Source organism: Pseudonocardia sp. WMMC193, from assembly GCF_021728735.1.
Classification (GTDB): Bacteria; Actinomycetota; Actinomycetes; order Mycobacteriales; family Pseudonocardiaceae; genus Pseudonocardia; species Pseudonocardia oroxyli.
The window spans coordinates 2,982,809-3,007,756 of the sequence record NZ_JAKKDO010000003.1; the positions used below are offsets into that span (position 1 = coordinate 2,982,809).

Annotated in this window: 21 protein-coding genes; 6 read left to right on the plus strand and 15 right to left on the minus strand. The window is 73.6% G+C overall.

Annotated elements, in window-relative coordinates:
- Window positions 1-60: 60 nt before the first annotated feature.
- Window positions 61-3,438 (minus strand): pyruvate carboxylase, encoded by a 3,378-nt coding sequence (locus L3X23_RS15570; protein WP_237192884.1) that lies wholly within the window; start codon window positions 3,436-3,438, stop codon window positions 61-63.
- Between the two features lie 212 nt (window positions 3,439-3,650).
- Here L3X23_RS15570 and L3X23_RS15575 point away from each other — a divergent pair, with 212 nt between their 5' ends.
- Window positions 3,651-4,520 (plus strand): hypothetical protein, encoded by an 870-nt coding sequence (locus L3X23_RS15575; RefSeq protein ID WP_237192885.1) that lies wholly within the window; start codon window positions 3,651-3,653, stop codon window positions 4,518-4,520.
- Window positions 4,521-4,529: 9 nt separating this feature from the next.
- Here the strand turns inward: L3X23_RS15575 and recG are convergent, their stop codons facing one another.
- Together recG and L3X23_RS15585 are read right to left on the minus strand one after the other, a co-directional pair.
- Window positions 4,530-6,737: an ATP-dependent DNA helicase RecG gene (gene recG, locus L3X23_RS15580; RefSeq protein ID WP_237192886.1), complete on the minus strand. Its 2,208-nt coding sequence runs from the start codon at window positions 6,735-6,737 to the stop codon at window positions 4,530-4,532.
- Complete coding sequence (locus L3X23_RS15585) at window positions 6,734-8,248, minus strand: DAK2 domain-containing protein (protein WP_237192887.1); 1,515 nt, start codon at window positions 8,246-8,248, stop codon at window positions 6,734-6,736. The genes recG and L3X23_RS15585 overlap by 4 nt, the downstream gene beginning before the upstream one ends.
- A 109-nt stretch (window positions 8,249-8,357) precedes the next feature.
- Here L3X23_RS15585 and rpmB point away from each other — a divergent pair, with 109 nt between their 5' ends.
- Window positions 8,358-8,549, plus strand: coding sequence for a 50S ribosomal protein L28 (gene rpmB, locus L3X23_RS15590; RefSeq protein WP_093080087.1), 192 nt, complete (start codon window positions 8,358-8,360; stop codon window positions 8,547-8,549).
- 125 nt (window positions 8,550-8,674) lie between these two features.
- Here the strand turns inward: rpmB and L3X23_RS15595 are convergent, their stop codons facing one another.
- From L3X23_RS15595 to L3X23_RS15650, 12 genes are all read right to left on the minus strand, one after another.
- Complete coding sequence (locus L3X23_RS15595) at window positions 8,675-9,250, minus strand: DUF1707 domain-containing protein (RefSeq protein WP_237192888.1); 576 nt, start codon at window positions 9,248-9,250, stop codon at window positions 8,675-8,677.
- A gap of 9 nt (window positions 9,251-9,259) precedes the next feature.
- Complete coding sequence (locus L3X23_RS15600; protein WP_093079680.1) at window positions 9,260-9,940, minus strand: uracil-DNA glycosylase; 681 nt, start codon at window positions 9,938-9,940, stop codon at window positions 9,260-9,262.
- The gene (locus L3X23_RS15605; protein WP_237192889.1) at window positions 9,940-10,461 is read right to left on the minus strand and encodes a gamma carbonic anhydrase family protein; all 522 of its coding nucleotides are present in this window, start codon (window positions 10,459-10,461) and stop codon (window positions 9,940-9,942) included. The genes L3X23_RS15600 and L3X23_RS15605 overlap by 1 nt, the downstream gene beginning before the upstream one ends.
- Window positions 10,462-10,470: 9 nt before the next feature.
- Window positions 10,471-10,830, minus strand: a complete 360-nt coding sequence (gene mnhG / locus L3X23_RS15610) for a monovalent cation/H(+) antiporter subunit G (RefSeq protein WP_237192890.1) — start codon at window positions 10,828-10,830, stop codon at window positions 10,471-10,473.
- A 7-nt stretch (window positions 10,831-10,837) separates the two neighbouring features.
- On the minus strand, window positions 10,838-11,104 hold the full coding sequence (locus L3X23_RS15615; RefSeq protein WP_237192891.1) for a monovalent cation/H+ antiporter complex subunit F: 267 nt from the start codon (window positions 11,102-11,104) through the stop codon (window positions 10,838-10,840).
- 34 nt (window positions 11,105-11,138) lie between these two features.
- Window positions 11,139-11,624, minus strand: coding sequence for a Na+/H+ antiporter subunit E (locus L3X23_RS15620; protein WP_237192892.1), 486 nt, complete (start codon window positions 11,622-11,624; stop codon window positions 11,139-11,141).
- Window positions 11,621-13,138, minus strand: coding sequence for a Na+/H+ antiporter subunit D (locus L3X23_RS15625; protein WP_237192893.1), 1,518 nt, complete (start codon window positions 13,136-13,138; stop codon window positions 11,621-11,623). Before L3X23_RS15625 ends, L3X23_RS15620 begins: the two co-directional genes overlap by 4 nt.
- Window positions 13,135-13,629: a Na(+)/H(+) antiporter subunit C gene (locus tag L3X23_RS15630; protein ID WP_281245823.1), complete on the minus strand. Its 495-nt coding sequence runs from the start codon at window positions 13,627-13,629 to the stop codon at window positions 13,135-13,137. The genes L3X23_RS15625 and L3X23_RS15630 overlap by 4 nt, the downstream gene beginning before the upstream one ends.
- Complete coding sequence (locus tag L3X23_RS15635; protein WP_093079708.1) at window positions 13,626-14,165, minus strand: MnhB domain-containing protein; 540 nt, start codon at window positions 14,163-14,165, stop codon at window positions 13,626-13,628. Before L3X23_RS15635 ends, L3X23_RS15630 begins: the two co-directional genes overlap by 4 nt.
- Window positions 14,162-16,534, minus strand: coding sequence for a hydrogen gas-evolving membrane-bound hydrogenase subunit E (gene mbhE / locus L3X23_RS15640; RefSeq protein WP_237192894.1), 2,373 nt, complete (start codon window positions 16,532-16,534; stop codon window positions 14,162-14,164). The genes L3X23_RS15635 and mbhE overlap by 4 nt, the downstream gene beginning before the upstream one ends.
- A gap of 132 nt (window positions 16,535-16,666) precedes the next feature.
- On the minus strand, window positions 16,667-17,881 hold the full coding sequence (locus L3X23_RS15645) for an MFS transporter (protein WP_237192895.1): 1,215 nt from the start codon (window positions 17,879-17,881) through the stop codon (window positions 16,667-16,669).
- A gap of 56 nt (window positions 17,882-17,937) precedes the next feature.
- A complete protein-coding gene (locus tag L3X23_RS15650; RefSeq protein ID WP_237192896.1) occupies window positions 17,938-20,046 on the minus strand; it encodes a malate synthase G in 2,109 nt (702 codons plus the stop codon).
- 81 nt (window positions 20,047-20,127) lie between these two features.
- Here L3X23_RS15650 and L3X23_RS15655 point away from each other — a divergent pair, with 81 nt between their 5' ends.
- The 4 genes from L3X23_RS15655 to L3X23_RS15670 all read left to right on the plus strand — a co-directional run bounded on the left by L3X23_RS15655 (window position 20,128) and on the right by L3X23_RS15670 (window position 24,929).
- Entirely contained in the window at window positions 20,128-20,898 is a 771-nt protein-coding gene (locus L3X23_RS15655) for an IclR family transcriptional regulator (protein WP_237192897.1), read from the plus strand.
- 97 nt (window positions 20,899-20,995) lie between these two features.
- The gene (locus tag L3X23_RS15660) at window positions 20,996-22,450 is read left to right on the plus strand and encodes an FAD-linked oxidase C-terminal domain-containing protein (RefSeq protein WP_237192898.1); all 1,455 of its coding nucleotides are present in this window, start codon (window positions 20,996-20,998) and stop codon (window positions 22,448-22,450) included.
- Between the two features lie 8 nt (window positions 22,451-22,458).
- Window positions 22,459-23,580: an FAD-binding protein gene (locus L3X23_RS15665; RefSeq protein ID WP_308116906.1), complete on the plus strand. Its 1,122-nt coding sequence runs from the start codon at window positions 22,459-22,461 to the stop codon at window positions 23,578-23,580.
- Window positions 23,577-24,929, plus strand: a complete 1,353-nt coding sequence (locus tag L3X23_RS15670) for a (Fe-S)-binding protein (RefSeq protein WP_237192900.1) — start codon at window positions 23,577-23,579, stop codon at window positions 24,927-24,929. Before L3X23_RS15665 ends, L3X23_RS15670 begins: the two co-directional genes overlap by 4 nt.
- The last annotated feature ends 19 nt before the right edge of the window (window positions 24,930-24,948 follow it).

A 24,948-nucleotide genomic window follows, 5' to 3' on the forward strand; every position in this document is an offset into this window, starting at 1 on the left:
CGCCTCCGGCGCTCGTGAGTGGGAAGTGGTGCTGGGGCACTACTTACCACTCACGGGGCGCTAGCCGAGCTCGAGGAGCAGGTCGCCGCCCTCCACCTGCTGCACCTGGCCGATGGCCAGGCGCGCGACGATGCCGCCGCGCTGGGCGGAGATGCTCGCCTCCATCTTCATCGCCTCGATGGTCGCGACGGTCTGGCCTGCGGACACCGGGTCGCCCTCCTCGACCTGCAGGGTCACCACCCCGCCGAAGGGCGCCGCGACGTGGCGGTCGTTGCCGCGGTCGGCCTTCTCGGCGGCCTTGACCTCGGTCTGCACCGACTCGTCCCGCACGGACACGGGCCGCAGCTGCCCGTTCATCGTCGTCACGACGCTGCGGTACCCGCGCTCGTCGGCCTCGGAGACGGCCTCCAGCTCGATCAGCAGCGTGACGCCCCGCTCGAGGGTCACCGTGTGCTCGAGGTCCGGCTCCAGGCCGTAGAAGAAGTCCTTGGACGACAGCACGCTGGTGTCGCCGTAGGACTCGCGGTGCGCCTCGAACTCCCGCGTCGGGCCCGGGAAGAGCAGCCGGTTGAGGGTGCGGCGGCGGTCGTCCCGCAGCCCCCGGCGGTCGTCGATCGTCAGGTCGGGCTGTGCGGCCTCCGGGGAGCGGCCCTCGAGCGCGCGGGTGCGGAAGGGCTCCGGCCATCCGCCGGGCGGGGTGCCGAGCTCGCCGCGCAGGAAGCCGATCACGGAGTCCGGGACGTCGAACTTGCCCGGGTCGGACTCGAAGTCCGCCGCGGTCACCCCCGCGCCGACCAGGTGCAGGGCCAGGTCGCCCACCACCTTCGACGACGGCGTGACCTTCACCAGGCGGCCCAGCATCCGGTCGGCCGCGGCGTAGCAGTCCTCGATCAGCTCGAACCGGTCCCCCAGCCCCAGCGCGATGGCCTGCTGGCGCAGGTTGGACAGCTGCCCGCCGGGGATCTCGTGGTGGTAGACCCGGCCGGTCGGCGAGGCGAGCCCGGACTCGAACGGCGCGTAGACCTTGCGCACCGCCTCCCAGTACGGCTCCAGGTCCGATACGGCCTGCAGGGACAGCCCGGTCTCCCGCTCGCTGTGGTCGGTGGCCGCCACCAGCGCCGACAGCGACGGCTGCGAGGTCGTGCCCGCCATGGAGGCCACGGCCCCGTCGACGGCGTCCACGCCGGCGTCGATCGCGGCGAGCAGGGTGGCGAGCTGGCCGCCCGCGGTGTCGTGGGTGTGCAGGTGCACGGGCAGGTCGAAGCGCTCGCGCAGCGCCGTGACCAGCCTGCGCGCGGCGGGCGGGCGCAGCAGCCCGGCCATGTCCTTGATGGCCAGCACGTGCGCGCCCGCCTCGACGATCTCCTCCGCGAGGTGCAGGTAGTAGTCGAGGGTGTAGAGCTGCTCGGCCGGGTCGGACAGGTCCGCGGTGTAGCAGAGCGCGACCTCCGCGACGGCCGTCCCGGTGGCCCGCACGGCGTCGATGGCCGGGCGCATCTGGGAGACGTCGTTGAGCGCGTCGAAGATCCGGAAGACGTCCATGCCGGTGGCCGCGGCCTCGGCGACGAACGCGTCCGTCACCTCGGTCGGGTACGGCGTGTAGCCCACGGTGTTGCGCCCGCGCAGCAGCATCTGGGTGCAGATGTTCGGCGCTGCGGCCTTGATCGCGGCCAGCCGCTCCCACGGGTCCTCGGCGAGGAACCGCAGCGCGACGTCGTAGGTGGCACCGCCCCAGCACTCCAGGCTGAGCAGCTGCGGGGCGAGCCGCGCGACGTACGGCGCCACCGCCACCAGGTCCTTCGTCCGGATCCGGGTGGCGAGCAGGGACTGGTGGGCGTCCCGGAAGGTGGTGTCGGTGACCGCCACGCCGGTCTGGGCCCGCAGCCGTCGGGCGAACTCCTCGGGGCCCACCTCGGCGAGCAGCTGGGCCGACCCGGCGGGCGGGGCCGCGCCCAGGTCCACCGGGGGCAGCTTGTCGACCGGCTCGACGACCTCGGGCCGCGGCCCGTTCGGCTGGTTCACCGTGGTGTTGGCCAGGAACTGCAGGATCCGCGACCCGCGGTCGGCGGGCGGCTTGGCCTTGAGCAGCTGCGGGCGCTCCTCGATGAAGCTGGTGGTGACCCCGCCCGCCTGGAAGTCCGGGTCGTCGAGCACCGCGGCGAGGAAGGGCAGGTTGGTCGCGATGCCGCGGATCCGGAACTCCGCGATGGCGCGCCGGGCGCGGCGGGCGGCGTTGGCGAAGTCGTGGCCGTTGCAGGTCAGCTTGACCAGCATCGAGTCGAAGTGCGCGGAGACCTCGGCGCCCGCGTGCACGGTGCCGCCGTCGAGCCGCACGCCGGGGCCGCCGGGGGTCCGGTAGGCGGAGATGACGCCGGTGTCCGGGCGGAAGCCGTTCGCCGGGTCCTCGGTGGTGATCCGGCACTGCAGGGCCGCCCCGGACAGGACGATCTCCTCCTGGGTCAGCCGCAGCTCCGGCAGCGTCATGCCGGAGGCGATGCGCAGCTGCGCGATCACCAGGTCCCGGTCGGTGACCTGCTCGGTGACGGTGTGCTCCACCTGGATGCGCGGGTTCATCTCGATGAAGACGTGGTTGCCGCGCTCGTCGACGAGGAACTCGACGGTGCCCGCGTTCCGGTAGCCGATCCGCCGGGCGAAGTTCACGGCGTCCGCACAGATCCGGTCCCGCCGCTCCGGGTCGAGGTTCGGGGCGGGCGCGATCTCCACCACCTTCTGGTGGCGCCGCTGCACCGAGCAGTCCCGCTCGTAGAGGTGCACGACGTTGCCCTCGGCGTCCGCCAGGATCTGCACCTCGATGTGCCGCGGGTTCACCACGGCCTGCTCGAGGAACACCGTCCCGTCGCCGAACGCCGACTCCGCCTCGCGCGAGGCCGCCTCGATCGCGTCCCGCAGGTCCTCGGGCGCCTGGACGCGGCGCATGCCGCGCCCGCCGCCGCCCGCCACGGCCTTGACGAAGATCGGGAAGCCGATCTCCTCCGCCGCCGCCACCAGCGCGTCGACGTCCGTCGAGGGGGCCGAGGAGGCCAGCACCGGTACCCCGGCCTCGCGGGCGGCGGCCACGGCGCGGGACTTGTTGCCCGTGAGGTGCAGGACGTCCGCGGGCGGGCCGACGAACGTGATCCCCGCCTCCGCGCACGCCGCCGCGAGGTCCGGGTTCTCGGACATGAAGCCGTAGCCGGGGTAGACGGCGTCCGCGCCCGCCTTCTGCGCGGCCTTGATGACCTCGTCCACCGACAGGTACGCGCGGACGGGGTGGCCGCGCTCGCCGATCAGGTAGGACTCGTCCGCCTTCGCGCGGTGCAGCGAGTTGCGGTCCTCGTAGGGGAACACCGCCACCGTCGACACGCCGAGCTCGAACGCGGCACGGAACGCGCGGATGGCGATCTCACCACGGTTGGCCACCAGGACTTTCGAGAACATCCGGCTCCTCGTTCCGTCGGACGCTGACGTCTCCCCGCGACGGCGCCGGGGACTCGGTGAGACTAGACAGCCCACCCGAGGGCGGTCGACCGCTGATCCGCGTGGTGAAACCGTGAGGTGCGCACTGCGCACCCTGAGATCGTCCTGAGATCTGCGGGCATTCCCCACCTCGGCCGATGCCGTCGACCACCATCCTGGGGTACCAAGGAGAGATGACACGGCGTCCGCACCACCCGGGCGGTTTCGGACCGGGCACTCGCCGCGGCGGAGCCCGCGGAGCCGACCGGTGGGGCGGCGGGTTCTCCCCCGGGGAGCGGACGGCCCGGCGCGTCCGGCGGGCGGCCGCCCCGCGGGGGCGCTACCACGCGGGCCCGCCGCTGCGGCCGGGCATGGCGGTGCCCTCGCCGTGGATCGCGCTGCCGTTGATCGTGCTGATCGTCGGGGCGCTGGGCAGCGCGGCGGCGTTCACCGCCTTCGCGGCCGTCTCGATCTCCCCGCTGTTCCTGCTCGCCGTCATCGCGATCACCGCCCAGCGGGCCGGACGGCGTCGGGTCGGCCCCCCACCGGCCGCCGCGGCCCCGCGCGCCGCGGCACCCCCGTGGGAGCGGGCCCGCGAGCGGTTCGACGCGCTGCGGGTCGAGTACACGGCGTTCGAGTGCGACGCGATGGCGGTGCTGCGCCTGCCCGCCCTCGCGGACGTCTCGGTGCCCAGCACCGGCCGGTTCGTCGAGGCCTTCGCCGAGGCCCAGGCGCTGGACACCGACACCCGCCCCGCGGACCGCGGGCACGCCGAGGCCTTCGTGGCCGCGGTCGATCGCGCCGTGCGGGCCTGGGAGGCGGCGCAGGACGCCGCCGAACGCATCCGGCACTCCACCCTGTCGTCGACGGAGCGGTCGTCGGTGGAGCGGGCGATCAAGCTCCTCACCACCGCGCGGGACTCCGACAACGACGCCGAACGCCACGCCGCCTACGCGATGGCCCGCTCGGAGCTGGCCAAGCTCGAACGCGCAGGCGTCCTGCACCTGCCGAAACAGGCCGTCGCCGCCCTGGAGAACGACGGCCGGGGCCACCTCTCCGCCTGACCCCGCGGGTCAGACCTTGTCGAGGTAGGCCGCGGCGGCCTCGTCTCCGACGGTCTCGGTGACCAGGGCGCGCAGGTCGGGGTGGTGGGCGAGGCCGGGGTCCGCGGCGACCAGACGGGCGGCGACCAGACGGGTCTCGCTGATCACCTGCTCGTGGCGGAGCAGGGACAGCAGCTTCAGGCCCGAGCGGGTGCCGGACTGCTGCGAGCCCAGGATGTCCCCCTCGCGGCGCATCTCCAGGTCCAGCCGGGCCAGCTCGAACCCGTCGGTCGTGGAGGCGATCGCGTCCAGGCGCTCCCGGGCGGTGGTGCCCGCGGGCATGTCCGTGACCAGCAGGCACACCCCCGGCGCCGAGCCGCGCCCGACGCGCCCGCGCAGCTGGTGGAGCTGAGAGAGCCCGAACCGGTCCGCATCCATGATGATCATGCCGGTGGCGTTCGGGACGTCCACGCCGACCTCGATCACGGTCGTGGCCATCAGCACGTCCGTCTCGCCCGCGTCGAAGGCCCGCATGCGGAGCTCCTTCTCCTCCGCGGACAGCTTGCCGTGCAGGATCCCGACGCTCAGCCCGGCGAGCGGCCCCTCGGCGAGCTGCGGGGCCACGTCCTCCACCGCGAGCGGGGGGCGGCGCTCCTCGCCCCCGTCGTCGTCGAGATCCGGCTCCTCCTCGTCCTCCGGAGCGGACGCGGACTTCTTCTTCGCGGTCGCGTACTCCCCACCCACCCGCGGGAACACGACGTAGCACTGGTGCCCGCCCGCGACCTCCTCGCGGATCCGCGTCCACACCCGCTCCAGCCAGGAGGGCTTCTCCCCCGCGGGCACCACGGTGGTCTTGATCGGGGAGCGCCCCTTGGGCAGCTCGGTGAGCGCGGAGATCTCCAGGTCGCCGTAGACGGTCATGGCGACGGTGCGCGGGATCGGCGTGGCCGTCATGACCAGCAGGTGCGGGGTGCGTTCGCCGCGGCCGCGCAGCTTGTCCCGCTGCTCCACGCCGAAGCGGTGCTGCTCGTCGACCACGACCAGGCCCAGCTCCGCGAACCCCACGGTGTCCTCGATGATCGCGTGCGTGCCGACGACGATCCCCGCGGCCCCGGACTGGATGTCCAGCAGCGCCTTGCGCCGCTCGGCCGTGGACATCGACCCGGTGAGCAGGGTGACCCGGGTGGCGCCGTCCGCCGCGCCCAGCTCGCCCTCGATGCCCAGCGGCCCGAGCATGCTCCGCAGCGACCGGGCGTGCTGGGTCGCCAGCACCTCGGTGGGCGCCAGCATCGCGGCCTGGCGCCCCGAGTCGACGACCTGCAGCATCGCCCGCAGCGCCACGATGGTCTTGCCCGCGCCCACGTCTCCCTGGACGAGCCGGTTCATCGGCAGCGGCCGGGCCAGGTCCGCGGCGATCTCGTCCCCGACGGCGATCTGGCCGGGGGTCAGTGTGAACGGCAGCCGGGCGTCGAACGCCTCGCGCAGCCCGCCCGCGATCCGCGGCGAGGGCGCGGCGGGCCGCTGCAGCGACCGCTCCCGCTGCAGGGACAGGGCCAGCTGCACGCCGAACGCCTCGTCCCACACCAGCCGGGCCTTCGCCGCGTGCCGCTCGGCCTCGGACTGCGGCACGTGGATCCGGCGCAGCGCCGAGCCGAGCGGGGCGAGCCCGTGCTCCTCGCGCAGCTCGCGCGGCAGCGGGTCGGTCGGGTCGTCCAGCACCGCGAGGACCTGCCGCACCGACCGCGCGATGGCGCTCGAGGGGACGCCCTTGGTGGCCGGGTAGATCGAGATGAAGGGGCGGTCCGCCGAGTCCTCCTCCAGCTCCTCGAACTCGGGGTGGGTGAGCTGCAGCTGCGAGGTCCGGCCGCGCCGGTAGACCGACACCGTGCCGGAGAACATCAGCGTGGCGCCGACCTTGATGATCCCCTGCACCTTGTAGGCGTTGAAGAACGTGCAGGCGATCTCGGCGCCCTTCGCGTCCCGGATCGTGGCGTTCATCAGCGTGCCGCGCCGGTTCTGCATCTTCCGGGTGGTGGCCGACGCCACGGTCGCGATCACCGTGACGTGGTCGCCCACCGCCAGGCCCGCGATGTCCGAGAGCTTCCCCCGCTCGACGTACCGGCGCGGGTAGTGCCGCACCAGGTCGCCGACGGTGTGCAGCTCCAGCTTGCCGCCCAGCGCCTTCGCGGTCGTGGCGCCCAGGACGTCCACCAGCCGCGTGTCCAGATCGACCTTCACTCGACCCCCACCACCAACGGGAAGTCCACCTGCCCGCCCCGGTACACCACGACGTCCACCTCGGGGTGGGTCCGCCGCAGGTCCTCCTCCAGACGCTCGCCCAGGTCGGCGGGCGCATCCGCCCCCAGCAACGCGGTCACCAGCTCTCCCCCGGCCGTCAGCATGCGGTGAGCCAACCACAGGGCACCGACACTCAGGTCGGGGGCGATCAGCACGACCTCGCCCTCGCTCATCCCCAGCACCTCACCGGGGGCGCAGCGCCCCACCCAGGTCAGCGCCTCCGCCTCGGCGACGACCAGGGCGCCGGTGCGCGTGCCCGCGGCGGCCTCCGCCATGGCGACGACGTCGTCCGCCGCGTTGCGGTCCAGGTCGTGCACGGCGAGCGCGGCGAGGCCCTGCGGCACGGACGTCGTCGGCACGACGACCACCTCCCGGCCCGCGTCCCGCGCCTCGGCGGCGACCCGCGCGGCCAGGCCGAACAGGGTCGCGTCGCAGGTCATGACCGTGACGTGCGCGGCGCCGGTCTCCTCGACCGCCGCCAGCAGCTGCCGACCGGTGACGGTGTGCCCGGTCCTGGCCTCCAGGACGTCCGCGCCCGCCGCGCGCACCAGCCCCGCGACGTCCGGGCCGCTCACCACCAACAGCACGGCGCGGGGTCGGCGGAAGCGCGCGGTGGCGGAGTCGAAGCGCAGCACTGTGATCCGGTGCGGCCGGCCCGCCTCGACACCGGCCTCGATCGCGGCGCCGACGTCCGAGCAGTGCACGTGCACGTTCCACGTGCCGGTGCCGTCCCCGACCACGACGACGGAGTCGCCGAGTGCCGCCAGCACGGTCCGCAGCCGGGTGACGGCCTCCTCGCTCGTGCGGTCGAGCAGGTACATGACCTCGTGGTCGTACTCCGCCGAGCCCGTCTCGCGCTCGGTCGTCAGCGCGGCCCGCGGGCGCACCACGCGGGCCGGCTCCCGGACCGGCGCCTCCCCGGAGCTGGCGGTGACCAGCGCGTCCAGCACCACGGCCACCCCGAGCCCGCCCGCGTCCACCACACCGGCGCGGCTCAGCTCGGCGAGCTGCCCGGTGGTCCGCCCGACGGCGACGTGCGCGGCGTCGGCGACCGCCCGCGGGTCGTCCCCCGCCTCGGCGGCGGCCTCGAGGACGCTGAGGATCGTGCCCGCACGCGGCTCCGCCACGGCGGCGGTGGCGTGTGTGAGCGCGCGGCGCAGCCCCGCGCCCAGCTCCGCCTCCTCCGCGATCCCCCGCAGGACCTGCGACAGCAGGGTCCCGGAGTTGCCGCGCGCGCCGCGGAGCGCGCCGCGGGCCAGCGACGGGCCCGGCTCGGCCGGGTCGAACGCGGCGAGCGCCGCCTGCATGGTGAGCAGCATGTTCGTGCCGGTGTCGGCGTCGGCGACGGGGAAGACGTTGATCCCGTCGAGCTCGGCGCGGCGTGCCTCCAGGCCCGCGACGGCGGCCTCGGCCCAGCGCCGGAGGAGGGCGTGGTCGAGCGTGGTGGGCACGGGACCCACCCTAGTTACCGGGCGCCGGAGCCCGTCGATTACCCTGGACGACACGTGCCCGGCTCGACGCCGGGCCTGTCTCATCCGTCTAACCCGAGGAGTGTCCGACGTGGCTGCCGTCTGCGACGTCTGCGGCAAGGGTCCGGGCTTCGGCATGTCCGTCTCGCACTCGCACCGCCGTACCAACCGTCGCTGGAACCCGAACATCCAGACCGTGCGTTCGCTGAACGCCGGCGGGAACAAGGTCCGCCAGAACGTGTGCACCTCCTGCCTCAAGGCGGGCAAGGTCACGCGCGCCTGAGCTCAGCGCTGCACAGTGAGGGCGGTCTCCCGAGGGAGGCCGCCCTTTCTCATGCCGAGATGAACCTGAGGGCGATGCCGACCCTGCTCGAATCGCCCTCAGGTTCATCTCGGCCGGGGTGTGCCCTAGGTGAACCACTCCTTGAGGCCCTTGCGGGCGTAGCGGATCGTCAGCGAGCCCATCCCGGCGCTGCCGGTGACCACCAGGTGCGGGCCGCGACCGGTGGGGGTGTGGGGGACCTTCGTCGAGACCGAGCCCCAGGAGGTCTTCACGCCGTCCACGTCCGCGGAGCCGCCCGGCGGCAGGACCAGCGTGACCGAGCCCATGCCGGTCGACACGTCCACCTGCAGGTCGGCGGGGACCTGGGTCTCGGTGAGGTCGAGGTGGATCGAGCCCATGCTCGTGGTCAGCCTCAGCTGCCGCGGCACGGCCCACGCGCCGGTGCGCTTGATCGAGCCCATCTCGGTGTTGAGGTGCACCGACTCCTTGCGGGCGGGCACCGCCACCGACGGCGCGACGGCGGCGCCCGGCAGGTCCGCCAGCGGGGGCTCGAGGTCCGCGAACGTCTTGGCCGCGTAGACGACGGTCAACCGCTCCTCGAGCTCGTCGAGCGTGATCCGCCCCTCCGCCATCGCGGTGTGCAGCCGCTGCGCGGCGGCCTCGCGGTCAGCGTCCGAAATACGCAGGTTGCCCCCGTCCACGGGCCAACCCTACGGCAGCTTCCAGTCGACGGGCTCGCCGCCGATCTCCTCGAGGAGGTCGTTCGCGCGGGAGAACGGACGGGAGCCGAAGAAGCCGCGGTCCGCGGACATCGGCGACGGGTGCGCGGACTCGATGATCGGGACGTCGACCAGCAGCGGGGCGAGATTGCGCGCGTCCCGGCCCCAGAGGATGGCGACCATGGGATCGGCGTCCCGCTCCACGAGCGCGCGGATCGCCTGCTCGGTGACCGCCTCCCAGCCCTTGTCCCGGTGCGAGCCCGGCGAGCCCGGCTCCACGGTCAGGCACCTGTTGAGCAGCAGCACACCCTGCTCGGTCCAGGGGGTGAGGTCCCCGGTCGACGGCGTCGGGTAGCCGAGGTCCTCGGAGTACTCCCGGTAGATGTTCGCCAGCGAGCGCGGGATCGGGCGGGTCTGCGGCGACACCGAGAACGACAGCCCGACGGCGTGCCCCGGCGTCGGGTAGGGGTCCTGGCCGACGATCAGGACCCGCACGTCGTCGAAGGGCTGTTGGAAGGCCCGCAGCACGTTCGCGCCGGACGGGAGGTACCGCCGGCCCGCGGCGATCTCCTGCCGCAGGAACTCCCCCATCTGCGCGACGACGGGGGCGACGGGCTCGAGCGCGCGGGCCCAGCCCTCCTCGACGACCTCGGCCAACGGCTTCGCCGCCATCAGGACAGCCTCCGCAGCTCGGCGCGGAACCGCTTCCCCCGCTGCACGTAGGACTCGACCGCGTAGGCGAAGCGCCCCTCCGGGACCTCGTAGCCCTCCCGCAGGCGCGCCGGGACCCCGACCGCCATCCGGTGGGCCGGGACCGCGAAGCCCGGCGACACGACCGCGCCCGCGGCGACGATCGCGCCCTCCCCCACCGTGGACCCGTTGAGCACCACGGAGCCGGACGAGATCAGCGCGTCGTCGGAGATGTCCGCGGCCTCGATGTGGACGTTGTGCCCCACGGTGACCCGGTCGCCGATCAGCGTGGGCTGGTGCGCCGTGGTGTGGATGATCGAGCCGTCCTGGATGCTCGTCCGCGCGCCGACGGTGATGTACCCGTCGTCCCCCCGGAGCACGGCGGTCGGCCAGACCGACGCCTCGGCCCCGAGCGTCACGTTCCCGATGACGACGGCGTCCGGATGCACGTAGGCCGTCGGATGGATGTCTGGCTCGGCGTCACCGAGTGCGTACACAGCCACGTCCGGACTCTACTGTGCGCGACGGTCGGCCCCGCCGTCCTGTTCCGCCACGCGCGCGGTCAGCTCGTCGATCACCAGCAGGTCGGTGTCCACGGCACCCGTCCGGTAGGCCGACCGGGCGACGATCTGGGAGATCACCGGCGCGGTCACCGCCTGGAACAGGATGACCAGCACGAGCGTGGCCGCGTTCTCGAACTCCAGCCGCACGGCGGTGCCGATCAGGACGAACAGCAGCCCGAGCGTCTGCGGTTTGGTCGCGGCCTGCAGCCGGGCGGGCAGGTCCGGCAGCCGGACCAGCCCGATCGCGCCGAGCAGGCAGAACAGGGCCCCGCCCAGCAGGAACACGCTGGAGACGATGTCTCTGATCATGAGCCGATCACCGGTGCCGCTCCCACCGCTCGACGAGCCGGGCCGCGGTCGCGGACCCGACGAACCCGACGAGCGCCACGGCCGCGATCAGCGGCACCGTGGACCCGTCCCGGTAGATGGCGATGTACACCGCCGAGGCCGCCACGATGATCACCACGAACACGTCCAGCGCGGCGATCCGGTCCAGGGTGCCGGGCCCCTTGAGCAGCCGGGCGACGGTCAGCAGCGCCGCGGCGCTGAGCATCCCGAGGACCAGCCCGAACACGATCGTCATGTCGCCTCCGCGGGAGAGAGTCCGTCGGCGGGAGTCACACCGTCACCCCCACCGCCGAGACCACCCGCTCCTGCAGCCGCCGCATGTGGGCGCGGGTCTGCTCGGCGTCCGCGGCGCTGCGCAGCCCGAGCGCGTAGACGTAGAGCACGCAGCCGGCCCGGTCGATCTGCAGGACGAAGCTGCCCGGCGTCAGGGCGGCCGCGCCTGCGATCAGCGTGATGACCCGCTCGGAGTCGGTGAGCAGCGGGACCGCGACGATGCCCGCCCGGGACTTCGGCCCGTAGCGCAGCGTCTCGACGGCGACGTCCCACCCGGAGCGGAACAGGTCCGCCACCAGGAACGCCCCCAGCCGCAGCAGCGGCCACGGCCGGAACGGGAGCCGGTTGAGGACCGGCAGCGGGAACAGCACCGTCACCAGGAGCGCGACGACCAGGCCGCCGACGACGATCGTCGGGGTCACGTACCCCCACAGCAGCACCCACACCACGGTCAGCCAGAGGATCTGCGGCCAGCGCTTCATCCGAGCACCGCCTCGAGGTAGGGGACGCGCGCGATCAGGTCCGCACCCGCCCGTTCGGTGACGGCGGACAGCGGCCCGGCCGCCGCGGCGATCGCGATGCTGACCGCGACCAGGGCCGCGGAGGCCATGTACATCGGTGCGGACGTCTTCGAGGTGCCGATGACGAGCTCGTCGTTCGGGTCGTCGTCCGGCAGCGGCTCCTTGTCCGCACCCCAGAACACCCGGATCCACACGCGCACCACGGCCCACAGCGTGAGCAGGGACGCGAGCACCACGAACCCGGCCACCACGACGGTGCCGACGGTCCCGGCGGCGCCCGCCTGCAGCAGGGCGAGCTTCGCCACGAAACCCGACGTCGGCGGGATGCCCGCCAGCGTCAGCGCCGGGACGGCGAAGAGCACGGCCAGCACCGGCGACCGCCGCGCCAGCCCGCCCATCTGGTCGATCGACACGGTCCCGGTCCGCCGCGTGATCAAGCCGCTGACCAGGAACAGCGTGGCCTGCACGGTGATGTGGTGGACGATGTAGAGGGCCGTGCCCGCCGCGCCCCGCGCGTCGTCCACCGCGAGCCCGAACAGCATGAAGCCGATGTGGCTGACCAGCAGGAAGGACAGCAACCGGTTGAGGTCGTTCTGGGCGAGCGCGCCCAGCGCTCCGACGACCATCGTGAGCACCGCCAACACCAGCAGCACGGCACTCGGCCCGTCCCCGGGGAAGATCAGCGTCTGGGTGCGCAGCAGCGCGTAGATGCCGACCTTGGTGAGCAGGCCCGCGAACAGCGCGGTGACCGGGGCGGGGGCGTTCGGGTAGCTGTCCGGCAGCCAGAAGTGCAGCGGCACCATGGCCGCCTTGATCCCGAACGTGACGATCGTGAGCATCGACAGCAGCGTCCGCAGGCCCGGCGGCAGGGCGGCCACCCGGCCCGCCAGGTCCGCCAGGTTCACCGTGCCCGTCGACGCGTAGACCAGGGCGATCGTGGTGAGGAACAGCAGCGAGGACGTCAGCGAGATGATCACGTACGTCATCCCCGAGCGGATGCGTTCGGCGTTCGTCCGCCGCGTGATCAGCACGTACGAGGCCGCGAGCATGATCTCGAACGCCACGAACAGGCTGAACAGGTCACCGGTCAGGTAGGCCAGCGACACCCCGGTCGACAGCAGCAGGAAGATCGGGTGGAACGTGGTGCTCGCGGTGTCCCGGCCGTAGTCGGAGATCCGCTGGTCGATGGCGTAGACCAGCACCGCCAGCGTGACGACCGTCGAGATGAGCAGCAGCAGCGCCGACAGCCGGTCCGCCACCAGCACGATCCCGACCGGCGCGGGCCACCCGCCGAGCTCGACGACGACGGGACCGGTGCGGTCCGCCGCCACCAGCAGCACCGCGGCCACCACGCACACCGCGACGAGCACCACGATGCCGATCAGCCGCTGCAGCGTGGCCTGGCGCACGAAGATCACGCTCAGCGCCGCGCCGAGGATCGGCAGCAGCACCGGCAGGGTCACCAGGGTGCTCACCGGGACACCTCCGACGACGCGTCCGGGCCGCCGGTGGCGATCTCCGCCGGCTCGTTGGACGCCGCGGCGGAGCCCGGGTCCTCGGTGTCCTCGTCCGCCCCCTCGGTGTCCTCCTCCATGGCGCCGTCGGGCCGCTCGGACAGCGCGATCCGGCGGTCCTCGAGGTCGTCCTGCACCTCGTCGTGCCCGGTCAGCACCCAGCTGCGGTAACCCAGCGCCAGCAGGTAGGTGGTCAGCGCGAACGTGATGACGATGGCGGTGAGCGCCAGGGCCTGCGGGAGCGGGTCGGCGAACTCCGCGGGGGGCGCGGTGCCCAGCACGGGAGCGCGGGCGGGCGGGCCGCCCGCGAGCTGCAGCAGCAGGTTCGCGCCGTGGCCGAGGACCACGATGCCGATCAGGATGCGCATCAGGGAGCGCTGCATGAGCAGGTAGAAGCCCACGGAGTACAGGACGGCCAGCACGACCGCCATCCCGATGTTGATCGTGGTCACGGGCGCTCCCCCTGCCCGGCCTCGGCGTCCCGCTCGATCCCGCTGCCCAGCGACCGCAGCAGGTCGAGGACGACGCCGATGATGAGCAGGTACACCCCGACGTCGAGCAGCAGGCTCGACACCACCTCCACGCCGAGGAACGAGACCTTCGCGCTGCTGAGCACCGGGCGGCCGACCAGCACCGGCGCGAACGCGGTGATCATCGCCAGCAGCAGGCCGGTGCCCATCAGCACGGGCGGGCGCAGCCGCAGCCGGGAGCCGATCTCGACGCCCTCGGACCCGCCGCCCGCGATGTAGCGCAGCACGAAGGCCAGGCCCGCGGTCAGCCCGCCCTGGAACCCGCCGCCGGGCGCGTAGTGGCCGACGATCAGCAGGTACACCGAGAACACCAGGACGACCGGGAACAGGAACCGGGTCGCCGCCTCGAGCAGCAGGGTGCGGTTGGTGCGCACGGGGCAGGCGCCCGGCAGCGTCCACTCGCCGGACGGGGCGTCCCACTGCTCGAAGGGGATCTTCTGCTCGGGGGTGGCGGTCATCCGGCGATCTCCTCCTCGTGCTCGGGGGTGCCGCCGCCGCTCTCGACGCGGCCCGACTTCCCCTTCTTGTCGTGCCGGGTGGCCAGCACGAGGCTCGCGGTGCCCGCCGCGGCGATGAGCAGCACCGTGATCTCCCCGACCGTGTCCAACGCGCGGAAGTCGACGAGGATCGCGGCGATCACGTTGTCCGCGCCCGCCTCCGGCGCCCGCGCGACGAACTCCCCGCTGACCGCGGGCGGCTCCTGCCGCGCCCCGCTGAGCACGACCGCCGCCACCGCGACGAACACGCCCGCGACGGTGGCGAGGGCCGCCTTGCGCAGCTGGATCCCCCGCCCCACCCGGGGCCCCGCGTCGAAGTGCGCGGGCAGCCTGCGCAGCACGAACACGAAGGCGACCATCGTCAGCGTCTCGACGAGGAACTGGGCCAGGGCCAGGTCGGGCCCGCCGTCGACCACGAACAGGCCGCCGATCGCGTACCCGATGGCGCCGACGAGCAGTACGGCGGTGAACCGGCGCCGCACCCGGGTCAGGGCGGCCGCGCAGGCGACGATCACCAGGCCGAGCGGCAGCTGCATCAGCGAGCCGTAGCCGGGCACCGTCGCGGGCAGGGTGCCGCCGAAGACCAGCGCGAGCCCGGGCAGCACCAGCACGGTGAGCAGCAGGACGCCGAGGTAGACCGGCAGCGAACCGGCCTGGATCCGGCCGGTGACCCACACCGCGAACCGCTCGATCCCGCCGATGGTGACCTCGTAGCCGCGCTGGGCGGACAGCGGGTGGCGCAAGGCGGTGTGCAGCCCGGTCACCCGGGCGCGCTGCAGGTGCAGGGTGGCGCCGACGATGAGCGCGACCGCCGAGAACAGCAACGGCAGCGACAGCCCGTGCCAGAGCGCGAGGTGGTAGTCGGCCGCGACCGCGTCCTCCGCCGGGTAGGCGGCGGCGTAGTTCCGCGCCAGCGCGTCCGTCAGCGGCGGGACGCACCCGAGCACGAGCCCGGCGAACGCCGCGATCCAGGTCGGGACGGACAGCCCCGGGACGACGGCCTTCGGCTCGGTGGCCTCGACGCCGGCCTTGGTCGCGAAGGCGCCCCACAGGAACCGCGCCGAGTACGCCACGGTGAAGATCGAGCCGAGCAGCAGGCCGAGGGCGAGCACCCAGTCGCCGTCGTGGACGAAGGCCTCGAACGCGGCCTCCTTGCCCAGGAACCCGAGCAGGAAGGGGATGCCCGCCATCGAGGCCGCCGCGAGGGTGGCCGCGGCGGCGAGCCCCGGCAGCCGCCGCCCGAGCCCGGACAGTGCGCCGACCTCGCGGGTCCCGGTCACCTTGTCCACGATCCCGACGACCATGAACAGCGGCGCCTTGAACAGGCCGTGGGCCAGCAGCATCGTGAGGGCGGCGATCTCACCGATCCGGTCGCCGGAGCCGAAGAGCACCATCAGGAAGCCGAGCTGGCTCACGGTGCCGAAGGCGAGCAGCCGTTTCAGGTCCGTCTCGTGCAGCGCCCGCCAGCCGCCGACGAGCATGGTGACCAGGCCGAGCACCGCGATCGGCACCCACCAGTAGCTGCGGTCGGCGAACGCGGGCGACAACCGCCCGACGAGCACGACGCCCGCCTTCACCATCGACGCCGCGTGCAGGTAGGCGCTGACCGGCGTGGGCGCCGCCATCGCGCCGGGCAGCCAGGGGTGGAACGGGAACTGCGCGGACTTCGTCAGGGCGCCGATCAGGATCAGCACGATCCCGGTCGCCGCGAGCCCGCCCGCGGGCCCGGCCCCGTGCTGCGCGGCCGCCACGATCTCGGAGATCCGGTAGGTGCCCGCGGACTCCCCCACGATCACGATCCCGAGCAGCATCGCGAGCCCGCCCATGACCGTGACCAGCAGCGCCTGCACCGCCGCGCGCCGGTTGGCCCGGTGCAGACCGCCCTGCCCGACCAGCAGGAAGGACGCGATGGACGTCAGCTCCCAGAAGAGGTAGAGCGTCAGCAGGTCGTCCGCGAGGACGAGGCCGAGCATGGCGCCGGCGAAGGCCAGCAGCAGCGCGGAGTTCCGCGGCGCGTCCCGGCTGTCCTTGCCGAAGTACCAGGCCGAGTAGGCGAGGATCAGGGCGCCGAGCCCGCCGACCAGCACGATCATCACGACGCCGAGCGCGTCCAGCCGGAACCCGAACTCGAGGTGCAGCGCCGACGCCCAGACGTGGGTCTCGGACGGCGCCGGGCCCGGGCCCAGCACCGCGGGCAGGTTCGCGAGCCCCCAGACGAGGGTGGCGGCCGGGAGCACGGCGGCGACGCCGAAGGCGGCACGTCGACTGCGTCGCGACACCAGGGGCAGCAGGGCGGCCACCACGAGATGAGCGACGACGAGCGCGAGCAAGGCACCTCCGTGGCGTGTCGGACGACCTGCGGCGCGCATGCTGCGGGGAGCGGCCCGGCGCGAGGTCGGGTCGGAACAGGGTGTGGCGGGGGCGGCCGGGCTACTCGGCGAACCCGGGTGCCGCACCCCACCCTACCGGGCCGGACGTGTCGTCACCCCCGGGCGGGCGCCTGCCCGGCTGAGCACGGCCAGACAGACCAGCGCCAGACAGGCGACGACCACGAGCAGCGCGGGGTAGCCGAACGCGGGGGCCAGGGGGGCGAGCACCAGCGGCAGCAGGAACCCGAGGTAGGTCAGCGAGTAGTACACGGCGGTGACCCCGGCGAGGTGGTCCGGCGCGGCGATCCGCTGCACCTCGATGAGCCCGCTGACCAGCGAGATCCCGAAGCCCGAGCCCAGGATCGCGCTCGCCACCACGGCGACGACGAGCGAGCCGGTGACCGCGGTCAGCGCCGCGACGAGCGAGCCCAGCGCGATCAGGCCCAGGCCGAGCCTGCCGCCGACGAGGGGGTTGCGCGCGTCGAGCCTGCGGGCGGTGGACTGGATCCCCACCCCCGCCGACAACGTGACGGCGGTGAGCAGGGTCGCGAAGAACAAGCCGAACCCCGCGGTGCGGTCCCCCAGGGCGGCGGGCTGCACGGCGAAGGACACGGCCGGGCCCGCGAACACCCAGGGGGCGAGCGGCAGCACCCGGGCCCGGAACCGGGGATCGCGCAGCCGGGTCGTCCAGCCGCCCGCCGCGGGGGACGCGCCCTCGGCGGTCCTCTCGGCCCGCGGTCGGGTCTCCGGGGCCCGGCGGACCAGCACGATCACCGGCAGCGTCACCAGGATGTGGGCGAGGTAGGGCAGCTCCATCGGCAGCGGCGCCCACTGCGCCAGCACCCCGCCGACGACCGGGCCCACGCCGAACCCGGCGGACAGCGACAACGCCGCCCGCCGCGCCCCGGCCGAGGAGTCCGCCTCGGGATCGTGCGGAGCCTGGGACAGCTCCTTCACCCAGGTGGACCCGACCGCCATCGCCACACCCGTGACCAGCCCGAACAGGAACCGGCCGGTGAACAGCAGGGTCTCGGAGAACGCCCCGAGCGCCAACACCGCGCTCGCAGGCACCGAGAGGACGACCGCGGGCAGCAGCACCGCCCGGCGCCCGTACCGGTCCGACAGCGGACCGCCGACGAACAGCCCCGGGGCCAGCCCGGCGACGTAGACGCCGAAGAACGCCGCCACCACCGTCGCCGAGTAGTGCCCCTGCTCCCGGTACATGACCATCAGCGGCGAGAACTGGTTCGCGCCGTACCCGATCACGAACAGGACGGCGGCCACACGCGCCCACGACTTCATACCCATCCCCAACACCCCCGTGAGTGGCGATAGTCGCCAGAGCGACCATCGCCACTCACGGCTCAGGCGGACTTGGCCTTCTTGCGCCACGTGGTCAGGACGCGCTCGGTGTAGCCGTTGGGCTCGGTCCGGCCGGTGAGGACCAGCTCCAGGGCCGCCTGGAAGCTCTCGCTGTGCTCCAGGTCCTTGGCCATGGCCGGGTAGCCGGGCTCGTCCGCGTTCTGCTCGTCGACCAGCACCGCCATGCGGGCGAAGGTGTCCCGGACGGTCTGCTCGTCCAGGAGGCCGTGGTGCAGCCAGTTCGCGACGAGCTGCGCGGAGATCCGCAGCGTGGCGCGGTCCTCCATCAACCCGACGCCCTCGAGGTCCGGCACGGTCGAGCAGCCGATGCCCAGCCCGACCCAGCGCACGACGTAGCCGAGGATCGACTGCGCGTTCGTCTCCAGCTCGTGGGTGATCGCCTCGGCCGAGGGGGCCTCGGCCTGCAGCGGCAGCACGAGGAGCTTCGACCGGTCCGCGGTGCGGCCCTTCAGCGACTCCTGGACGGCGTGGACGTCCGTGCGCAGGTAGTGCAGCGCGTGCAGGGTCGCCGCGGTCGGCGACGGCACCCACGCGCAGTTCGCGCCCTGCCGGGGCTGCGCCCCCTTCTGCGCCAGCATGTCCGCCATCGCGGCGGGCTTGGCCCACATGCCCTTGCCGATCTGCGCGGTGTGGGCGAACCCGGAGGCCAGCGCGACGTCGACGTTGCGGTCCTCGTAGGTGGTGAGCCAGGTGGAGGACTTCATGTCCCCCTTGGGGATCACCGGCCCGGCGACGAAGCAGGTGTGGATCTCGTCCCCGGTGCGGTCCAGGAAGCCCGTGTTGACGAAGATGACCCGGTCCCGCGCCGCGGCGACGGCGCTCGCGAGGTTGACGCTGGTGCGCTTCTCCTCGTCCATGATCCCGATCTTGAGCGTGCGCGCGGGCAGCCCGAGGGCCTCCTCGACCGCCGCGAACAGCTCGACGGTCAGCGCCACCTCGTCCGGCCCGTGCTGCTTGGGCTTCACGATGTACATCGAGCCGGTGCGGGAGTTGGAGTACCGACCCCTGCCGGTCAGGTCGTACTGCGCGGCGGCGGCCGTGACCAGCGCGTCGAGCACGCCCTCGGCGATCTCCCGGCCGTCGACCAGCACGGCGTCCGTGGTCATGTGGTGGCCCACGTTGCGGACCAGCAGCAGCGAGCGGCCGGGCAGGGTGAGCGGGGTCCCGTCGGCGCCGGTGTACTCGCGGTCGCCGTTCACCCGGCGGGTGACGGTCCGACCGCCCTTCGAGAACTCCGAGACCAGCTCGCCGGTCATCAGGCCCAGCCAGGTGCGGTAGGCGTTCGCCTTGTCCTCGCCGTCGACCGTCGCGACCGAGTCCTCCAGGTCGACGATGGCGGTGACCGCGGACTCCAGCAGCACGTCCGAGACGCCGGCGTGGTGCTGGCGCCCGACCTGCGACTCCGGGTCGATCGTGAGCTCGACGTGCAGCCCGTTGCGCTGCAGCAGGATCGACGACTCGCCGAACCCGGCGAACTGGGCGGGGTCGGCCAGCCCGGACTCGGCCGCCCCGCTGAACGCGACGAAGCCCTGCTCCCCCGCGGTGTACCGCTCGACGTCCGCGTGCGAGCCCTGGGCCAGCGGGAACAGCTCGTCGAGCAGCTCGTCCGCGGCCGCGATGACCTGGGCGCCGCGGCGCTCGTCGTAGCCCTTGGCGAGCTCGAACTCCTGCGGCAGGGCGTCCGTGCCGTAGAACGCGTCGTACAGCGAGCCCCAGCGGGCGTTCGCGGCGTTGAGCGCGTAGCGCGGCACCGTCGCGGGCACCACGAGCTGGGGCCCGGGGATCTCGGCGATCTCGGCGTCGACGTTCTCCACGGAGATCGCGACCGGCTCGTCGGCGGGCAGCAGGTAGCCCAGCTCGGTGAGGAACGCGGCGTACTCCTCGGCCGTGCCCGCGCCGTGCGACTCGTGCCAGGTGTCGATCTGCGCCTGCAGCTCGTCCCGGCGGGCCAGCAGCTCCGCGATCCGCGGGGCGAACCGGGTCTGGAGGTCCTCGAGCGCCGTCCAGAACGCGTCCGGGGTGAGGTCCAGACCCGCGAGGAGCTCGTCCTCCACGAAGGTCTTGAGCTGGGGGTCGACCTGCAGGGCCATCGGCAATCCTCTCGTCACGTCTGGCTCATTTCTACCAGACGGAGTGGCTTTTCCGCATCATGGAATGTAGAGTCCGCGCTTGTGACCACGGACATACCCCGCCCGACGGGCGTGCAGTCCCTCGCCCGCGCGTTCGGGGTGCTGGAGTCGCTGGCCGAGCTGGGCGGCGAGGCCGGGCTCTCCGAGCTCGCCGCGGCCACCGGCCTGGCGCCGGGCACCATCCACCGGCTCGTGCGCACGCTCGTGGACCTCGGGTACCTGCGGCAGCTGCCGTCGCGGCGCTACACGCTGGGGCCCAAGCTGGTCGGGCTGGGTGAGACGGCGGCGCACCAGTTCGGCCGCTGGGCGCAGCCGGTGCTCGCGGAGCTGGTCGCGCAGATCGGCGAGACGGCCAACCTCGCGCTGCTCGACGGCGACCAGGCCGTCTACGTGGCCCAGGTCCCGTCGCCGCACTCCATGCGGATGTTCACCGAGATCGGGCGCCGGGTGCCGGTCCACTGCACCGGGGTCGGGAAGGCGCTGCTCAGCGCGCTGCCCGCCGCGGAGTCCGCCGCGATCGTCGCGCGCACCGGGCTGCCCGCCGTCACGCCGACCACGATCACCGACCCCGCCGCGTTCGCGGCCGAGCTCGCCGAGGCCCACGTCCGCGGCTACGTGCTGGACGAGGGCGAGCAGGAGACCGGCGTGCGCTGCGTCGCCGCCCCGGTCGTGGGCCCCGGCGCGGGCGACAACCGGGCCGCCGTCTCGGTCTCCGGCCCCACCTCCCGCATGGACGACGCGACGATCACCCGCATCGCCCCGCTCGTCGTCGCCGCGGGCCGCAGGCTCGGCGCCCTCCTGGCCACGGCGTGACGGCACCCCGGACCCTGACCGAACGTCTGGTCTCGGGACGCCCGAGCCGCCCGCCCCGACCTACGCTCCACACGTTCCCACCACGAGGAGGTCAGTGATGCCTCTGGACCCGATCGCGCGCGCCGCGATCACCGCGGCGCTCCCGCCGGACGAGGTCGTCGACGATCCCGTCCGCACCCGCGCCTACGAGTGCGACGGGCTGACCGGCTACCGCGTCCGGCCGGAGATCGTGCTCATCCCGCGAGACGCCGCGGGGGTGGCGAGGGCGGTCGCGGCCTGCCACCGCAACGGGGTGCCGTTCGTGGCCCGCGGCGCCGGGACCGGACTGTCCGGCGGCGCGCTGCCGGTGGCGGACGGTGTCGTGATCTCGGTGGCCCGGCTCAAGCGCGTCCTGGAGGTCGACGTCGAGAACCGGCGCGCCGTCGTCGAGCCCGGGGTGACGAACCTGGAGATCACCGCGGCCGTGGCGCGGCACGGGCTGTACTTCGCCCCGGACCCGTCGAGCCAGCAGGTGTGCACCATCGGCGGGAACGTCGCGGAGAACTCCGGCGGCGCCCACTGCCTGAAGTACGGGTTCACCACCAACCACGTGTACTCCTGCGAGGTGGTCCTGCCGGACGGGTCGCTGGTCACCCTCGGCGGGGACACCGGCGAGCAGCAGGGCCCCGACCTGCGCGGGGTGTTCCTCGGCTCGGAGGGCACGCTGGGGATCACCGTGTCGGTCACGGTGAAGCTGCTGCGCACGCCCGAGACCGTCCGGACACTGCTGGCGGACTTCCCGTCCGTGGCCGCGGCGGGGGACGTGGTCAGCGACATCGTGGCGGCGGGGATCGTGCCCGCCGCCGTCGAGATGATGGACACGCTCGCGATCGAGGCCGCCGAGGAGGCGGTGCACGCGGGCTACACCGTGGGCACCCCGGCCGCGCTCGTCGTGGAGCTCGACGGGCCGATCGAGCAGTGCGACTCCGAGTTCGCGCAGGTCAAGGAGATCTGCGACCGGCACGGGTGCACGCGGCTGCACATCGCGGGCTCCCCGGAGGAGCGGGCGGCGATCTGGCGGGGCCGCAAGGCGGCGTTCGCGGCGGTCGGCCGGATCTCCCCGGACTACTTCGTGCAGGACGGCGTCGTCCCCCGCACCCGGCTGGCCGAGGTGCTGCAGCGGATCGCGGAGATGGGCGAGGAGGCGGGGCTGCGCGTGGCGAACGTCTTCCACGCGGGCGACGGCAACCTGCACCCGCTGGTGCTCTACAGCGCGGCGAAGGGCGAGACCGAGCGGGCGGAGCACCTGTCGGGGCGGATCGCGGAGCTGTGCGTGGAGCTGGGCGGGTCGCTGTCCGGTGAGCACGGCATCGGCATGGACAAGGCCTGCTCCATGCCGACGATGTTCGGCGAGGAGGACCTCGCGGTGATGCAGCGCGTGCGGGAGGCCTTCGACCCCACCGGGATCAGCAACCCGGGCAAGGTCCTGCCCACGCCGCGGCTGTGCGGCGAGCGACCCGGGAGGTACCGGGCGCATCCCCTGGAGGAGGCGGGAGTGATCGAGCGGCTATGAGGACCCTGGTGAGACCGACCTCGCTCGCCGAGGCCCGCGCGGCGCTGCTCGACTCGGCGGGCCCGGTGGCGATCGCGGGCGCAGGCACGGCCGCGACCTGGGCGGGCGCGCTCGGCCCGGTCGAGACCGAGCTGTCCACGACCGGGCTGAGCGGCGTGCTGACCCACAACCCCGGGGACATGACGGTCTCGGTGCGCGCCGGGACGCCCCTGCGCGAGCTGCAGGCCGCCGTCCGCGAGCACGGCCAGCACGTGTCGTTCGACGCCGCCCGCGTCGAGGAGGGCGCGACCGTCGGCGGGCTCCTCGCGACCGGGGACGCGGGACCGTCCGCGCTGGTCCACGGCTCGCTGCGCGATCTCGTGATCGGCACGACCACCCTGCTCTCCGACGGCGCCGTGGTCCGCTCGGGCGGGCACGTGATCAAGAACGTGGCCGGCTTCGACGTCTCGAAGCTGCTCCACGGCTCCTACGGCACCCTGGGCCTGCTCGTCGAGGTGGTCCTGCGGCTGCACCCGGTGCCCGCGGCGGTCGGCACCGTCGCGGTGGAGTGCGACCTGTCCGAGGCCGCCCGGCTCGCGGGCGAGCTGCTCGCGTCGCAGCTCGAGCCGACGGCGGTGGAGTGGCTCTCCAGCGGGAGGCTCCTGGTCCGCATCGACTCCACCGAGGAGGCACTCCCCGCCCGGCTCGACCGGGTGGTCGCGCTGGTCGGCGGCACCCCGGACCCCGTGAGCGGCGATCGTCGCCCCGGCGACGATCGCCGCTCACGAGGGTGGGAGGAGCACGCCGCGCTCACCCGCGGGACCCCCGGCGAGGCGGTGCTGCGGATCGGGGTGAAGCCCTCGCTGCTGCCCGGTCTGTTGGCGCGGCTGCCCGTCGGCACGGTGACCGCGGGCCTCGGCACCGGTGTGGCCACGGTGTCCGTGCCCGTCGGCGAGGTCGCCGCGGCCCACGCGGCCGTGCACGCCGCGGGCGGCACCAGCGTGCTGCGCACCCGACCCGTGTCCGGGACCGCCGTGCCCGCGTGGGGACCGCCGCCCAGCGCGGTGGCCGTGCTCCGCGCCGTCAAACAGAAGTTCGACCCCGACTCCAGGTTCGGCCCCGGCCGTTTCGACCCGTGGGAGATCTCGTGAGCACCACCCCTGCCGGCTCCGCGCACACGAACCTGCCGCAGACCGGCCCGAGCGCCTTCGACGACCACCACCCGCCGCAGCGCGAGCTGCTCGACGACTGCGTGCACTGCGGGTTCTGCCTGCCCACCTGCCCCACCTACCAGCTGTGGGGCGAGGAGATGGACTCCCCGCGCGGCCGGATCTACCTCATGGACCTGGCCGAGAAGGGCGAGATCGGGCTCGAGGGCCCGCTGCAGGAGCACGTCGACGCGTGCCTGGGCTGCATGGCCTGCGTGACCGCCTGCCCCTCCGGCGTGCAGTACGACAAGCTCCTCGAGTCGGTGCGCCCGCAGCTCGAGCGCAACGTCGAGCGCAGCCGGGCCGACCGGCTGTTCCGCGAGGCGATCTTCGCGTTGTTCCCCTACAAGCGGCGGCTGCGGGCGGCCGCGCTGCCCGGGGCGCTCTACCAGAAGCTCCCCTTCCTGCGGACGCTCACCGGGAAGCTCCCGGAGCGGTTCGCCACCGAGCTGTCTGCGCGGCTCGCCGCGCTGGAGTCCCTGCTCCCGCCGGTCACCGTGCGCGAGGCGTTCGCCCGGCTGCCCGAGCACACCCCCGCCGTCGGGCCGAAGCGGGGGACCGTCGCGCTGCTGTCCGGCTGCGTGCAGGACGTGTTCTTCCACCGGGTCAACGAGGCCACCGTCCGGGTGTTCTCGGCCGAGGGGTTCGATGTCGTCGTGCCCCGGGACCAGCAGTGCTGCGGCGCGTTGGAGCTCCACGCGGGCCGCGAGGACCCGGCGCTCGCCCGCGCGAAGCGCACCATCGCGACCTTCGCCGACCTGGGCGTGGACCACGTGATCGCCAACGTCGCCGGGTGCGGGTCGTCCATGAAGGACTACGGGCACCTGCTCGCCGACGACCCCGAGTGGGGGCCCCGGGCCAAGGCCTTCTCCGACTCGGTGAAGGACGTCTCCGAGGTGCTCGCCGCCGCGGGGCCGGTCGCACCCCGCTCACCGGTGCGCGCCCGCGTCGCCTATCACGACGCCTGCCACCTCGGCCACGCCCAGGGCGTGCGCGAGCAGCCCCGCGCGGTCCTGCGCAGCATCCCGGAGCTGGAGCTGGTCGACATCCCCGACGCGGCCCTGTGCTGCGGCTCCGCGGGGATCTACAACATGATCAACCCGGAGCCTGCCGACGAGCTGGGGAGGCGCAAGGCGGACAACGTGCGCTCCGTCCACCCGGAGATCGTGGTGACCGCCAACCCGGGCTGCCTGCTGCAGATCGGCAAGCACCTGGGCGGGGACCTCCCCCTCCTGCACCCGGTCCAGCTCCTCGACGCCAGCATCCGCAACGTGCCGGTCCCCGAGAGCTGAGGAACCGTCGGGGGGCGTG